General features: G+C 48.1%; 9 protein-coding genes. All 9 read left to right on the plus strand.

The features are described 5' to 3' along the window. The first annotated feature begins 23 nt into the window (after window positions 1–23). The 9 genes from C7120_RS05160 (at window position 24) to C7120_RS05200 (ending at window position 14,646) form a co-directional block, all read left to right on the plus strand. Complete coding sequence (locus C7120_RS05160; RefSeq protein WP_107620636.1) at window positions 24–2,819, plus strand: carboxypeptidase-like regulatory domain-containing protein; 2,796 nt, start codon at window positions 24–26, stop codon at window positions 2,817–2,819. A gap of 17 nt (window positions 2,820–2,836) precedes the next feature. Further along, on the plus strand, window positions 2,837–4,159 hold the full coding sequence (locus tag C7120_RS05165) for a DUF4876 domain-containing protein (protein ID WP_107620637.1): 1,323 nt from the start codon (window positions 2,837–2,839) through the stop codon (window positions 4,157–4,159). 80 nt (window positions 4,160–4,239) lie between these two features. Continuing rightward, window positions 4,240–5,691, plus strand: coding sequence for a DUF6850 family outer membrane beta-barrel protein (locus C7120_RS05170; RefSeq protein WP_107620638.1), 1,452 nt, complete (start codon window positions 4,240–4,242; stop codon window positions 5,689–5,691). Between the two features lie 29 nt (window positions 5,692–5,720). Beyond that, window positions 5,721–7,583, plus strand: coding sequence for a hypothetical protein (locus C7120_RS05175; RefSeq protein ID WP_107620639.1), 1,863 nt, complete (start codon window positions 5,721–5,723; stop codon window positions 7,581–7,583). A gap of 405 nt (window positions 7,584–7,988) precedes the next feature. Then, window positions 7,989–8,480: an RNA polymerase sigma factor gene (locus C7120_RS05180; protein WP_233247028.1), complete on the plus strand. Its 492-nt coding sequence runs from the start codon at window positions 7,989–7,991 to the stop codon at window positions 8,478–8,480. A 2-nt stretch (window positions 8,481–8,482) separates the two neighbouring features. Further along, window positions 8,483–9,640, plus strand: a complete 1,158-nt coding sequence (locus C7120_RS05185) for a hypothetical protein (protein ID WP_107620641.1) — start codon at window positions 8,483–8,485, stop codon at window positions 9,638–9,640. 55 nt (window positions 9,641–9,695) lie between these two features. After that, window positions 9,696–12,020: a TonB dependent receptor gene (locus tag C7120_RS05190; RefSeq protein WP_107620642.1), complete on the plus strand. Its 2,325-nt coding sequence runs from the start codon at window positions 9,696–9,698 to the stop codon at window positions 12,018–12,020. 375 nt (window positions 12,021–12,395) lie between these two features. After that, the gene (locus C7120_RS05195; RefSeq protein WP_107620643.1) at window positions 12,396–13,337 is read left to right on the plus strand and encodes an aldo/keto reductase; all 942 of its coding nucleotides are present in this window, start codon (window positions 12,396–12,398) and stop codon (window positions 13,335–13,337) included. Further along, complete coding sequence (locus C7120_RS05200) at window positions 13,258–14,646, plus strand: amidohydrolase family protein (RefSeq protein ID WP_158267347.1); 1,389 nt, start codon at window positions 13,258–13,260, stop codon at window positions 14,644–14,646. Before C7120_RS05195 ends, C7120_RS05200 begins: the two co-directional genes overlap by 80 nt. Window positions 14,647–14,648 lie beyond the last annotated feature (2 nt).

Raw genomic sequence — 14,648 nt, forward strand, 5'->3', positions numbered from 1 at the left:
TACCCTTTCAGATAAAGGTAAAAATGAAGTTCAGACAAGCTGTTTTTCTGATATTGTGCGTATTGGCTACAAGTATCAGAGCGCAAAATTATGTTGTGATAAACGGTTCCATAACCGATGACGCCGACGGCGAAACCTTGCCCAACGCTACAGTCTCGTTTCGTGGTCATCGTTCCTATTCCACTCTTGCCGATGCCAACGGGCATTATTCTCTGAAAATCGTGGCCGGCGAATCGTATGCTCTTACCGTATCGTATGTAGGTTACAATACATATCGGCGTAAGGTCTCCTACATGTCGAACGCTACACTGAATGTGCGTATGAAGAGTAATCTGCAGTTGCAGGAGGTAATCGTAACGGCCAAGGAAGGGCAAGGGCCCGTTACTACCTCGGTAATAGGCCGCGATGCCATGGAGCATCTGCAGCCTACGAGCATCGCGGACCTGATGGAATTGCTTCCGGGTGGTTACAGCAAAGATCCCAACATGGGGCGGGCAAACACTATCAATCTGCGCGAGACGGGCACACTCTCTTCTCTGGGCAAGACGACATATAATAATAACTATTCGATTTCTTCGCTCGGTACGCAGTTTATCGTAGATGGGGCACCCATCAATACCGACGCGAACCTGCAGTTCTCGCCTTTAAGCGACACACAGCAGCTGAATACGGGGTCTTCGGCCGAAAATTCTCGGAATATAACCAACAAGGGAGTAGATATGCGTACGATAGGCACGGATGATATCGAGAAAGTGGAAGTGGTGCGCGGAATTCCCTCGGTGGAGTACGGGAATCTGACGAGCGGTATCGTAAATATACATAAGATACGAAAGGCTATGCCTCTAACCTTGCGTTTCAAGGCTGACGGATACAGCAAGTTGGTGTCTGTAGGCAAGGGCGTGAGTCTGGATGTCGATGGCAAAAGTGTACTGAATCTGGACTTTGGATACCTCGATTCGAAGATAGATCCTACCGACAATCTCGAGAATTACAAGCGACTCAATGCTTCGTTGCGGTATACATTGCGTAGGAAAAGAGAAAGGTTCGATTGGAACTGGAATTCGGGTCTGGATTATACAGGGTCTTTCGATAACAGCAAGCGAGATCCCGATCTCAATTACGGACATATCGACGAATATCGAAGCCATTATAACCGGATGGCGTTCACGAACAGTGTATCATTGAATTGGCCCAAAAGTATTTTCAGGCAGTTAGAGGTAAACAGTTCGGTGAGTCTTCAACTTGACCGTTTGCATGAAAAAAGACTGGTAGCGCCGCAGCGTTACGGCATAGTGCCCACTAATTACGACGACGGGGAACACGAGGCAGAGGCCGTGTATGCCGAATATGTGGCAGACTATCTAAGCGATGGAAAACCTTTTAACGCCTTTTTCAAGGCCAAAGGACTGTTGCTGCTGAATCTCCGAAAAGTGGTAGAGAACAAAACAAAGTTCGGACTTCATTGGGATTATACCAAGAATTACGGTAATGGACAGGTGTACGACCTACGGCGCCCGTTGAGCATCAACGGTTGGTCCTCTCGTCCACGTCGTTATAAAGACATACCCGGGCTGCAGAATCTGTCGGCTTTTTTAGAAGAAAATCTCGATATCCATGCCAGAAATAGTTTGATAAAACTCATGCTGGGCACCCGTTTTAATACGATTCCGGGGCTGGACCGAAAGTTTCAGTTGCAGGGAAAGGTTTATGTAGACCCCCGTTTCAATCTGAGCTGGCGCTTGCCCTACATCACATTGGGCGACCACCCGTTGCGGATAACGCTTAATGGAGGATGGGGACTTACCACCAAGAATCCGACGCTGAACTATCTGTATCCCGATCTATATTATAGCAATTTCATAGAAATGGTTTATTACGATACGAAGAATCCCGAGCAAGACAGCCGCTTTGTGGTTATGAGTTACAAGCAAGACCCTACTAACTATGCTCTCAGACCGGCCCGTAATCATAAATGGGAGCTGCGTCTGGATTTGGACTGGAATGAGAACTCTCTTTCTGTAGACTATTTCAGAGAAACGATGAACGATGGTTTTCGTTATAGTCGCATTTATGGCGTGTACGATTATAAGGATTACGACGAGTCGAAAATGGCAGCAGGAGTAGATTGGCATACTGTTCCTTATGTGGAAAAGCGAGTGCTCGACGGTTATCAGCAGTCGTCGAATGGCAGTAAACTTGTAAAGCAGGGTATTGAACTTCAGTATACATCGGCTCGTATTCGTCCCCTGCGTACACGCATCAATATCAGTGGTGCTTGGTTTCATACTACCTATACCAATAGCCAACCTATGTTCGATCCCGTAACGACCGTCATTAACAACCAGCAGGTATCGGATAAATATGTGGGACTGTATGATTGGAATGATGGTAGGGTGAACGACCGATTGAACACAAACTTCACTTTTGATACGCAAATACCCGAGTGGGGCTTTATCTTTACCACATCGGCACAATTTATGTGGCTGGTAAAAACTAAGTTGCAAGACAAAAACGGGTATCCAATAGGCTATGTATCCTCGGTCGACGGTCAGCTGCATCCTTACACAAAGGCGGAAGAGGAAGATATATATCTTAAGCAATTGGTCAGGCAATATAGTGATACGCAATTCAAGCCGTTTACTGTTCCCATGTCAATGATTATTAATCTGAAAGCGACAAAGAACATAGGTAAATATATCAAATTGAGCTTCTTTGCTAATAAGATCCTTGATTATCTACCCGACTACAATTCAGGCGGGCGTATTGTGCGCCGTAATGCTTCTCCCTATTTCGGAGTGGAAGCCAATCTGAAAATTTAACGCAATTTCCAATAAAGATGAAGAATATGAACAGTAGTTATATATATAAAGGAATAATATCCCTCCTCCTTATGTTGCCGGCTCTATCCTCGTGTGTTGATAATGACAACAATGTTTATCGCACAAAGACACAGCTGAATATTACATATCCTCAAAATGTCGATGATATGCAGATAATAAAAGATTCGGTTATCTTCAGAAACATTTCAACCGGACAAACTACCGTTATCGGCAAAACTCGCGATATCGACTTACCCGAAGGATTCTATGACTGTTCTTACATGGCCGATGTAACCTACAAGAACGGAACGGGTAGCGATGCCATACAAGCGAAAGGACATCTGTCGGGCAAGATAGAGAATATACAGATAACGGGTGAAAAAAAAGAAATCGGCATTGAGACTTATCTGTCGACCGACAATGACGACTTTATCTTCGAGGAGATATTCTTCACGGGTACGCTGCGTGCATCAGGCTCGCAATATTACGGCGATAGCTATATCAAGATATATAATAATACAGATCATGTGCTTTATGCCGACGGGCTCGGATTCTGTGAATCCAAATTCAAGTCTACGCTGTTTTTTAAGTATGATCCGGATATCCGCAAAGATACTTTTACCGTTTGGTCCCTATATGTAATACCGGGCACGGGCAAGGAACATCCTGTTTTGCCCGGTCATTCCCTGTTGCTTGTAGATACGGGTATCGATCATCATACAGCCAATCCGAATTCCCTGGATTTCAGCAAAGCTGATTTCGAATGGTATGATATCTCTATTCATCCTTCCCATATGGACATTGATAGCCCTACCGTTCCGAATTTAGATAAATGGTATTGCTATACGGAGAGTTTCTATGTGCTTCATAATCGCGGTTTTACATCGTTTGCCCTTTGCCGCTTTCCCAAAGGAATGACCAAAGAGAAATGGCTTAAAGAGTTTCATTACTATTATCATTACATACAACCGACGATTATCGGTGATTTCTATATGACCCAGCATTCATACAAACTACCGAATTCATGGATCATAGACGGCGTGAACTGCAGTGTCGAGGCTAAACGACTCTGGAATATCCTCCCTCCTTCGATCGATGCGGGATGGACGCATTGTGGCACCATTGATCACGATAAGACCCGATATTTCAAAAGTGTACGCAGGAAACTTCTTTATTTGAGTTCAGATGGAATCATGCATTTAAAAGATACCGATAATTCGACAGAAGATTTCAACACAGAATGCGTACCGTCCATGATAGAAATGCAACATTCCTCTATGAATGCGGAGGGAGCTAAATGTACCCAGCAAACCTATGATGGAGTAATTTCTAAAAACTAAGATAGGAAATGAGATCTCAAAAACTAGTAGCTTCGATTTTTGCAGCCGGAACTTTCCTTTTCATGGCATCATCCGGTATAATGGCACAGAATCTCGATACTCGGCACATGGAGCATGAAAAGGCTGCAACTAATTTCATGGATATGCTTTACCTGAACCCTTCCTATCAGGTCGGTAGGTATAGCAGCTCTTTAAATCGTGCAGATTTCTATTACAACGACCGGCATGCCACACAGCCCCCTCTCTTAGAGTCCGGTAATGAGACAAATCTGTGGGGAGGCAGAATAGATGCTTATATAATTAAGGGAAAGTCCACTATCTGGGGATATGCTCATTATGATAACGGCCGTATTCAAAATGTCCGGTATTCGGAAACCAGCGATGCCTCGCTTCTCTATCCTTATTTGATAGCAGATACCATTGGAGGAGGTGTTTCCAAAGATGAAATCTATGATTTTATGGGAGGTTTCGCAACCCGTTTAGGTTCCCGGTGGATTATCGGCGGGCAAGGAACCTATACGGCACAACTCGATTACAGAACTCGCGACCCAAGGCCCAAAAATCTAACTTCTGACATAAAGCTTGTAATAGGCTCTTCTTATCTCTTAAACAACTATAAACTGGGCGCCTCTTTCGATTTCCACAGATACAAGCAAACAAATGTAGTTAAGATTTATAATGAGGTGTCGTCTCCCGTATTTTATCATCTTACAGGTCTTGGGACAGACTATTATCGTTTCCGTGGAGAGAATACCGAGACTTATTATAAAGGTGTAGGTTGGGGATTCATGCTGAATGTAGCTCCTAAAGACAAGAGTGGCTTCTTTGTTTCTTACAAATATCAGAATCTGTTCATCGACAAGATTATCTCTACACTGAATGAATTGCCGATGTCAACACTCAAACTGTACAGCTTCTCAAGCGAAGCGGGTTATCTAAGACAGGGGCGATCGCATGATTTCGGCGTAAAGGTCGACGAGAACTATAGACTGAGAAAAGGCATAGAAAACATTTTCGGGAGTCCTGCTTCCAATATGTATCCGCAGATAGCCAGGATGCCGCAGTATAAACAGCAACAGCTTAACTTGTCCGTCGAGAGTTTTTATGGCTATCATCCTCTCCATACCGTTTATGAATTCGGATATCGTTTCGGCTATGAAAACTTAAGAGAAACATATAATGAACCGGCTCAAGTTATACGGTCTTCATCCGTTAGTTCAAGGTTCCATTTCAAAGGCTTGCGGCAGATTCGCCAATTCCTGCTCCAATTTCGTACCTCTTTCCTACTGACCAATGCTTTTAAGAATAAGATACAATTAAGCGCTGAAACGAATCGCCCCATGTTACCGCCACTCCTTCAAAGATATAGTTATCTTTCTTCCAGCCGATATCTTATCGACAATAATATAGAGTTGCACTACGATACCGGACACAAATACAGTCTTTTTATGGCTCTCAACTGGCAGTACAGTCATTATTTGGAGCATCAGCATACGCATGAAGAAAGGATTTCAATAGGAATCGAATTTTAAATAGAATGTCTAATTAAAAATGTATTAACATGAAAAAAACTTTTATTCTTATCGTGCTTTTCGCACTGTTTGGGACTGTAGGAGTTGTCGCAGACGACTATAAGTTCAGTTGGGGACACACCATGGATGGCAATACATCCGCCGGCGACAATGCGGTGGATGTTCAGAAATCTTCTGACGGGTGTGTGTTCGTACTCAATACTTGGGGTAGTGCCACGCGTAAACAAACCTATAAGGATGCCCCATCCGAATATATGCATTTGTATATAGACGGTGTTCAAGGTAAGGACGACCAAGGAAACGAGATTATTGGCTCTGACTATAAAGAAAGCGACGGAACCTCTATGTGCAACAATATAGCCCTCCAGAAAATGGATCCAGTAACGGGAAATGTCAGGTGGATTATATATTCGGACCGTGGCGACCACTATCCTACCAACTGCCATGTGCGTCCAGCTAAAGATGGTGGTGCTTACATACTGATCTATGTGCGCCATTGGGCCCAAGATAAGATGACAATTCTCAGTCGTATTCGTGGTACCAACGGCACAATGGCTACCTTGGAAACCCAACAAGGTCTGTGGGAGAAGGATGGGCAAACCCACCTTTACTATGTGCCCGTATTGGTTAGGGTTTCGACCGACGGGAAGATAGAGTGGGCAAAGGTGTTATGGGAAGTGCAACCACATAAAGACTTGCAACGGAAACCGTCATGGCTCTCCTTTATTAATGCTTTTACTATCGATAGTGAAGAAAATCTCTATGTGGCAGGTAACTTCCGCACAAAACTTACTTTTACAAAGAAAAACGGCGAACAAGAGAGTATTACAGCAAAGAACATTGCCAATTGGGATGGAGACGACCAAAAGCCTGTAGGCGATTTGTACCTGGCTAAATTCGATAAAGAGGGAAACTATTTGTCCTGTGTCGTACCAGAAGGAACAGCGGGAAATTCCTACTTCAATGTGATGGTTTCAAACGATGACAAGATTTATGCCGCAGGCCATGCTACAGGAGACGGCACCACATTCAAGATCGGTACTTTCGATATCACAGTGCCTGAAACTAAACAGAGTCTGATAGTGTCAGGTTTCAATAAAGACCTTACTCCTTTCTTTGCTCTTTCTTATGATAGCAATGCCGATACAAGGGCCTTGCATCTTAATGGTTTACAGGTTGTAGACAATGAGCTTTACCTTACCGGTTCAGCTTTAACGAACGCGGGTGGTGCATGGATGGATAAGGACGGTAATAAGGTAATTGCTCCCACACTGGCCATGCACCAAGGATATATCGTGAAGATGAAACCCGAAGACGGTTCCGTTATCTCTTCCGGTATCAATACGAAGACTAAAAGCATCAGTAAATTCGCGGGCATTTACGAGGCTAAGGATACAGACGGCAAAAAGAAGATTCATGCTTTTGGCTATGATTTCAGTATGGGGGCTTTAGACTTTAGCTTTACAGAAGATAAAGCAACCAAATCGTTGACTAATACGGAGATTCTTACGGTTATGAAGTCAGGTATCAAAGCTCCGAATTTAGGCATTATTGCCGTAGTTATCACACCGGTTGCCTACGACGGGCGGGTTATTTACTTCAATCGTTTCGGCAAGGCTAACACAGCCAATTTTAAGACATCCTACCTCGATGATACTGAAACTGCACTCGTTAATTGCTGGAGTACATCCGTTTATTCGTATACCGATACTAGCATTTTAAGTAATGGAGAACCTTATGGAAAAGCCCCGACCAAGGTGCAAGATCCTTTTGTAAGGCATGCAGAAGACGGCAAGATATACAATCTTAGCGGTCAGTATATGGGAACTTCCACTACTACCCTGCCCAAGGGAATCTACATCCGTAACGGAAAGAAGTTTATTGTAAGATAAAGAAGTAGGTTCGTTCACACGATACATTGATATTTCAGAAACCAAGGAATGCGCAGAATCGTTTTTACAGAAAGATACATCTCTGTATACGGCTGCGCATTCTGATACAAAGAATTGGAAATAAAAATATAATTAAAAGTGGGTTCGATATGAGAATGATGCGATGAACCTGCTTTTAGCAATGATATCGATATCCATGGATGGCTTCTTGGACAATAGATCGTAAGCAATCAACCCGACAACAGATTTGCCGCAAAGCTTGTTTAGAGGCCTGTCGGAATTGGCGACAAGACAGAAGTAAGACGGGCCGGAACAGGTTTTAGCTTTTATTAATATTTATTTTTCGTCTTTTTCTGTTTTTCTCCGTCTTTTCAATTAAACAACAAAGAATGGATGTTTGAGAAGGTGAGAGACAGAAAAACCATCGATAAAATGGTAGAGGTAAGCCTTGACGATCTTGTCAGGTTTGCCTATTACCATGTCGGAAACAGGACTGATGCAGAAGACATCGTTTACGAGGCGATACTCCGTTTGTTAGAGAAAGTCGCCCGTGATCTTGTCCCTGATAAGGTGCGAGGTTATTTATTCAGAATCGTCTACAATCTGTGTCGGGATCATTTCCGGCATAGGAATGCCCCCTCTGTTTCCTTCGAGGCGATAAATCTGCCAAACCTTCCTGATGATGTGCTTGACAATGAGGAGGTGGATCGCGTGAACGGTCTTCTGGATGGACTGCTGTCAAGAGAGTTGGAGGTCATCCGCATGAATGTAATAGACGGCCTTTCGTTTGTCGAGATTAGTCAGATACTTTCGATTCCGCAATCTACGGCCAAGTCCCGTTTCAATTCGGGAATGGAGAAACTTCGCAAACAGTATTTCACAAAAAAGCCATTATAGTCATGAAGGAATATGAGGAAATAAGAAAATTGCTGACCCCTCGCCGCGACATCAAGGCTTCGGCGGAACTCAGAAAGCGTGTTCATAGGGCGATGGAGTCCAGGCGGCGGTCATCTGTCAGGATGAGATGGGTTTGGGGAGGTATCGGTATGACTGCCGTCGCCATAGCCTTCCTGTTGCTGTTGCCCGTTACGGGCATCTCTGCCAAAGAACTCCTCTGTGCGGCCATCAAAGCCATACGGGAGGTAGAGAATATCCAGATGACGGCTGAAATCCGCACGCGTGCGACGGAGAACTTCTCCTATATCGATGTTGGGGATGATTTCGTATCCCACAGGATAAGCAGATCTCATGTGGATTCCATTGTGCGATGGCGGGTGGACAAAGGCGGAAGGGTTGCCATGGGCGATGATTCGGATATCTATATGTGGGTCGTGCCGTTGAAGATCGGATGGCATTCGGGCCCTGCAGACCGCGATAAGATGCTCGGATACTTGTCAACGCTCATCAATCCCGAACATATTCTGGAGACGGAACTGCAATCTTGTCTCAACGACTCAAAGGCAAGATATACGGTTGAGAAGAGCGGGAAGGAGATACATCTTACCGTTTATGCGGAGCCGCAGGGGAATTTCCGGAATCCGTATAGGTTGAACACCACCATTGAGGAGTCAAGGAATATCCGTCGGTATGCGATAGACGCTGCCACGATGCGCCTCAAAAGCGCCTCGGTGAGCATTGTTAAGGAAGGCAAGGAAATCGAAGTCTTGAAGATTACGGATATTCTTTACGCCGCATCCGGATACTCTGTGGGCACGCTCCCGAAGGATGTTCATTTCGTTGAAGTTACAAGCGGGAAAGTGCCGGGATTGACCGGGGCAAGTGCCATGGAGGCGGCCTCTGTTATATTAAGTGCTTTCAAGGATTGGAACAGTCGGATTCTTGACCGTGTGATTGCCCCTTCCATATCCAAGGCAGCTTACCGGCAGCGGTTTATGGCGGCAGAGCTTGTCTCCGTAGGACAGCCGTTCCATTCCGGCAAGGCGGCCTCGACCTATGTGCCTTATACGCTGCGGCTTCGGGATGGATCGCTTATACACCACAATCTGGCCTTGCGGAAGAACGACGGTGGCGGCTGGGTGGTGGACGGGGGGCTGTAAGCCGTCTCTCTTACTCTTTTCTTTTCTTCCTGAATTCAGACAATTCAAACCCAAAATGATGTCAATAAGAACCATTGTGATGGCGTTGCTGCTTGGCAGCCCTGCCTGTTCTCTCCTTGCTCAGAACGACCTGATAGAAGGTACCGTGAAAGACGAGGCCGGTGCGCCGGTAAGCTTTGCCAATGTTATATTGTTGGCAGAGAAAGACTCGTCGCTGATAAGGGGCGTGGTAACAGGAACCGACGGCACCTTCATGCTTGGCCGGGAATCGTCTGATGCGCCGGCTCTCCTCCGGGTTTCGGCCATGGGCTTTGAGGACAGGTATATCACCCATCTCTCGGGGAACATAGGCGTGGTCGTACTGACGACCGCGACCTTCCAGCTGGATGAGGTTTCCGTCAGGGGAGCTCGGCCCATGGCACGATTGATGGAAGACGGCGTACAGGTTGTCGTCTCCGGCACTTATCTTGCCAAGACGGGCACAGCTCTTGAACTGCTGGGTAAGATGCCGTTTGTCTCCAGCTACGGTTCTCATATCGAGGTGTTGGGCAAAGGCACCCCCATCGTCTACATCGACGGCCGTCAGGTGCGCGATCTGTCGGAGCTTACCTGGCTCTCCTCCTCGGAGATAAAGGCTGTGGAGGTGGCAACAACTCCCGGCGCGCGTTACGCCTCGACCGTTAACGCCGTGATTCGGATTACTACGACGGATCCTCTTGGCGAGGGTTTCTCCCTCGGCAACAGGACAACGCTGGGGCTCAAGCACTATGGTTATCTGTTTGAACAGGTCAATCTTAACTACAGGAGGCAGAGATTCGACCTCTTCGGCATGCTGAACTACGAGAATTATCGTGATCGCCCGCGGGTAAACAACGCCACTTCCTACTACCTGACCTCGGGCGTTGTAGAGCAGAACACCACGGGTGGGGAAGTAGTCCGATACCCGGTATATGAAGGGAAGCTGGGTCTCAATTACAAAACAGCCAACCATAGTCTGGGCTTTTATTATAATTTCTCGTTCAGGCCGTCTGAGTCAGCAGGTCTCTCTGCGGCCTCACGCTATATAAACGGCGTTTTCAGTGAATGTCTCGACAATCGCAGTATTGTCAGCCGGCACAACCGACAGCATCTGCTGAGTTCCTATTACATGGGTGCCTTCGGTAAGTGGCGGTTATCCACGAACTTCGACGCGATGTGGCAGAGGAACGACAGAGGAACGGCCGAGAAGGATTTGTCGTCGGTTAATCCGCCGCGTAGCTTCTCGACGGTGAACGATGCCACCAACCGTCTTCTGGCCGGGAATGCCATCTTGTCCTTTCCCGTGTGGCGGGGCGACATGAGATTCGGGGCGGAAGTGAACTCCATTCGGAGAAATGACCGCTATTCCGGCGATGCCGACTTCATCCTGGGCAACGACAATCATATCGATGAGACCACCACGGCACTGTTTGTGGAGGTCGGGCAGAAATGGGGCGGCGCGGCCGTGAGCGGCGGGTTGCGCTGGGAATACACCGATTCCCGGTTCTATAAGTTCGCTGAGCTCCAGACCGATCAAAGTCGCAGGTACCATAATGTGGCCCCGTCGGTCTCGGTCTCATTCCCCCTCGGAGCGGTGCAGACAAAGCTTTCATATGCCCGCAAAACCTCCCGCCCGGCTTTCGAGCAGCTCAGTTCCGCCGTTAAGTACATCGACCGCTACACCTATGAGTCGGGCAATCCCGGCCTGCGGCCGATCTACCGCGACTATCTTTCGCTCTCTTCTTCGTGGAAAGACTTGGTCATTGAGTTGTCATACTCGTCCACCAAGGACTATTTCATGTGGCAGACCGTCCCTTACCCTGGCAGTTCGGAGGCTACGCTGCTGACCCGGGAGAACATGCCGAGGTTCAGTTCATACGGGCTAATGCTTAATTATTCGCCCATCTTCTTCGGTTTGTGGCATCCCGTATGGATGTTTGCCATGACGGCACAGGACTTCAAGCTCACTCATCGGGGAGAGACGCTGCGGCTGAACAATCCCATTGGCGTTTTCCGTTTCAACAATGCGCTCCATCTGCCATGGGACATGTGGCTGAACGCAGACCTCTCCGTCCGGACCTCCGGCAATGGCGACAATGCTTCTCTCAAGGCTTGCTGGGCTTGTAATATGGCTCTTTATAAGGCGTTTGCCAACGACGCATGGAGCATAAAGCTGCAATTGAACGACCTGTTTGCGACCTGGCGGCAGGAGTTCACCACTTATGACGCCTTGGCGCGCACCTCTGTCCATAAGATATACGATACCCGGGATTTAACGCTTACCATCAGATACAACTTCAATCTGTCTCGTTCCAGATACGGGGGGCGTGGAGCCGGCAATGCGGAGAAGAGCCGGTTCTGAGCGTACAGTTGGCGCCGGATAATCCCCTAAGTGTACCATTTGGGATCGCAAGGCGCCCCTTACAGTCCCTTTCCTTTGGCCCCGGTATCCCTGGAGACCGTCGTGAGTTTGACAAAATCGGCGATTTTGTCGCACGAATTCGCCGATTTTGTCGTTCAATCTCGCCGATTTTGTGCGCTTGTTTGCCGTTCCCGCTTTTTCCCGCGGCCGTCTCCCGTCGCGCGCTTTGTCGTCCCGGCGGTTTTCGTGCATGCTTTTCGCCATGTGCGGGGTGCTTAATAAGTAAAACTGGTATATATTTCCTTGTTTTTTCTATCATGCTTATCGGGAAAAAGAAGTAACTTTGTCCTCAAATTTTAACATAGAAAAAATGAAATGAAAAAGAACAACATCACATTAGGGACATGGTCGTGGGGAGCGGGTGCTGCCGGTGGCGACCAGGTATTCGGCAATCATACGGACGCCGCTCAGTTGAAGCCCGTGTTTGACGCAGCCATGCGTGAGGGGCTCAATCGCTGGGATACGGCGACGGTGTATGGCATGGGAGCCAGCGAGGAGATTCTCGGAACTTTCGCGCGCGGCGTGAATCGTGGTGAGATCGAGCTGTCCACGAAGTTCACTCCGCAGATAGCCGAGCTGTACGCCAATTCGGTAGAGAAGATGGCCGAGGCAAGTATGAAACGACTGGGAACAGATTATATTGACATTTACTGGATTCATAATCCGATGGATGTGGAGCGTTGGACGCCCGGATTGCTGCCCCTGCTCAAGTCGGGGAAAGTGAGACGCGTGGGTGTGAGCAACCACAACATCGAGGAGATAAAGCGTGCCAACGCGATTCTCGAGACCGAGGGCTTCAAGGTGAATGCCGTGCAGAACCACTACTCGTTGCTCTATCGTTCGTCGGAGCGGGGCGGCGTGCTCGATTACTGCAAGGAACATGACATTGAATTCTGGGCTTACATGGTGCTGGAGCAAGGTGCTCTGTCGGGCCGATACAGTGCGCGGAACCCCCTGCCGGCGGAATCAGACCGTGGGCGGAAGTATAATCCTGTGCTCGACAAGATAGAACGGCTCACGGCAGGTCTCTCCGAGATAGGTAGCCGCTATGGTATCAGCGCCTCGCAGACCGCCATTGCCTGGGCTGTCGCAAAGGGCACGATGCCCCTCATAGGCGCAACCAAGGAAAAGCATGTCGTAGAAGCGGCACAGGCACAAAGTGTAATACTTGACAAAGATGAAATTGAACAATTGGAATCGCTGGCTGATCAGACTGGTGTTGACACTCGTGGCAACTGGGAGCATGGCATGGAGTAAGGCACAGACGGTGGTGGATGTCCACTCGCACATCATCACCAGCGGTTATCGCGCTATGCTGAGAGCACACGGGGCCGAGATGGAAGAGGGATTCCCGCTGCCTCAGTGGGAAGTGGAAAGGCAATTGGCGTTCATGGATAAGGCTGGCATTAAGACAGCCGTGCTAACCATGAGTGCTCCCCAGCCTTACTCCGACAAGGCCGGTGAGGCTGCCGCCTGTATCCGCAAGGTGAACGAGGAGGCCGCCGCCGTCAAAGCTGCTCATCCAGGGCGCTTCCTTTTCTGTGCGGCATTGCCTCTTCCAGATGTTGCAAGTGCCATCAGGGAGGTGGCCTATGCCATGGACACGCTCCATGCGGATGGCATCAAACTGGCCACCAACAGTCGAGGCCAGTATCTCGGAGACCCTGCTTTAGAGCCGCTGATGGCGGAGTTGAATCGCCGGGAGGCCGTGGTAATTCTGCATCCCCATAAGCCCTCGCCTTACTCTGACGCGCTGATGGAAGGTGTGCCGCTTGCCATGCAGGAGTATCTGAGCGAGACAACGCGTGCCGTTGCCAATATGATAGTGCACGATGTGATGGGTCGTTATCCAGACATTAAGTTCATCGTGCCGCATTGCGGAGCCTATTTGCCCATAGCCATTCCAAGGATGAAAAGTCTGGCGGGCGTCATGCAGGCCAGTGGACTGATAGGCGAGATAGATTGGGAGAAGAGCCTTTCCTGTCTGTATTACGACTTGTCAGGGAGTCATTCCGCAGAAGCAGTGCACGCCTTGCTGTCCATCACCTCGCCCGATCATATCCTCTATGGCAGCGACTATCCCTATGTGGCAACCGACGCATTGGTGAAGGGTTTGCAGCGCATGCGTCAATATCTTTCTGGAAGCACATTTCTGGCGCGTTATGAGCAAATGTTTCTGCATGCCAATGCCGAGCGCTTGTTCCGCCTCTCGCCGGGTGCGTCCCCCGCTCCCGTTCCGGCTGACAGCATGCTCATCCGCCTGTCGGAGATAGAGATTTATCCGGAATATATGGAAGAATACCTGAAATTTGCCGCCATGGTGGGCCGGGAGTCGATGAAGTGTGAGCCTGGCGTCATCTCTATCTTCCCCATGCAGGAGAAGGAGGACAGTTGTCAGATAAGGATTGTGGAGATATATCGCGACCAGGAGGCTTATAAGAAGCATATTGCCAGTGAGCATTTCCAGCATTACAAGCAAAGCACGCTGAAAATGGTGAAGAGCCTGAAGCTCGTTGATATGCATGCGCTGGATGCCGAGACCATGCCGCTTATTTTTAACAAATAGAC

Origin of the sequence: Prevotella sp. oral taxon 376, from assembly GCF_003043945.1 — a bacterium.
Lineage (GTDB): Bacteria > Bacteroidota > Bacteroidia > Bacteroidales > Bacteroidaceae > Prevotella.

Bases quoted from the DNA above. Each gene is read 5' to 3' on its own strand.
- C7120_RS05200 (WP_158267347.1), top strand. From the start codon at position 13,258: ATGAAATTGAACAATTGGAATCGCTGGCTGATCAGACTGGTGTTGACA.
- C7120_RS05175 (WP_107620639.1), top strand. From the start codon at position 5,721: ATGAAAAAAACTTTTATTCTTATCGTGCTTTTCGCACTGTTTGGGACT.
- C7120_RS05170 (WP_107620638.1), top strand. From the start codon at position 4,240: ATGGCACAGAATCTCGATACTCGGCACATGGAGCATGAAAAGGCTGCA.
- C7120_RS05165 (WP_107620637.1), top strand. From the start codon at position 2,837: ATGAAGAATATGAACAGTAGTTATATATATAAAGGAATAATATCCCTC.
- C7120_RS05185 (WP_107620641.1), top strand. From the start codon at position 8,483: ATGAAGGAATATGAGGAAATAAGAAAATTGCTGACCCCTCGCCGCGAC.
- C7120_RS05190 (WP_107620642.1), top strand. From the start codon at position 9,696: ATGATGTCAATAAGAACCATTGTGATGGCGTTGCTGCTTGGCAGCCCT.
- C7120_RS05195 (WP_107620643.1), top strand. From the start codon at position 12,396: ATGAAAAAGAACAACATCACATTAGGGACATGGTCGTGGGGAGCGGGT.
- C7120_RS05160 (WP_107620636.1), top strand. From the start codon at position 24: ATGAAGTTCAGACAAGCTGTTTTTCTGATATTGTGCGTATTGGCTACA.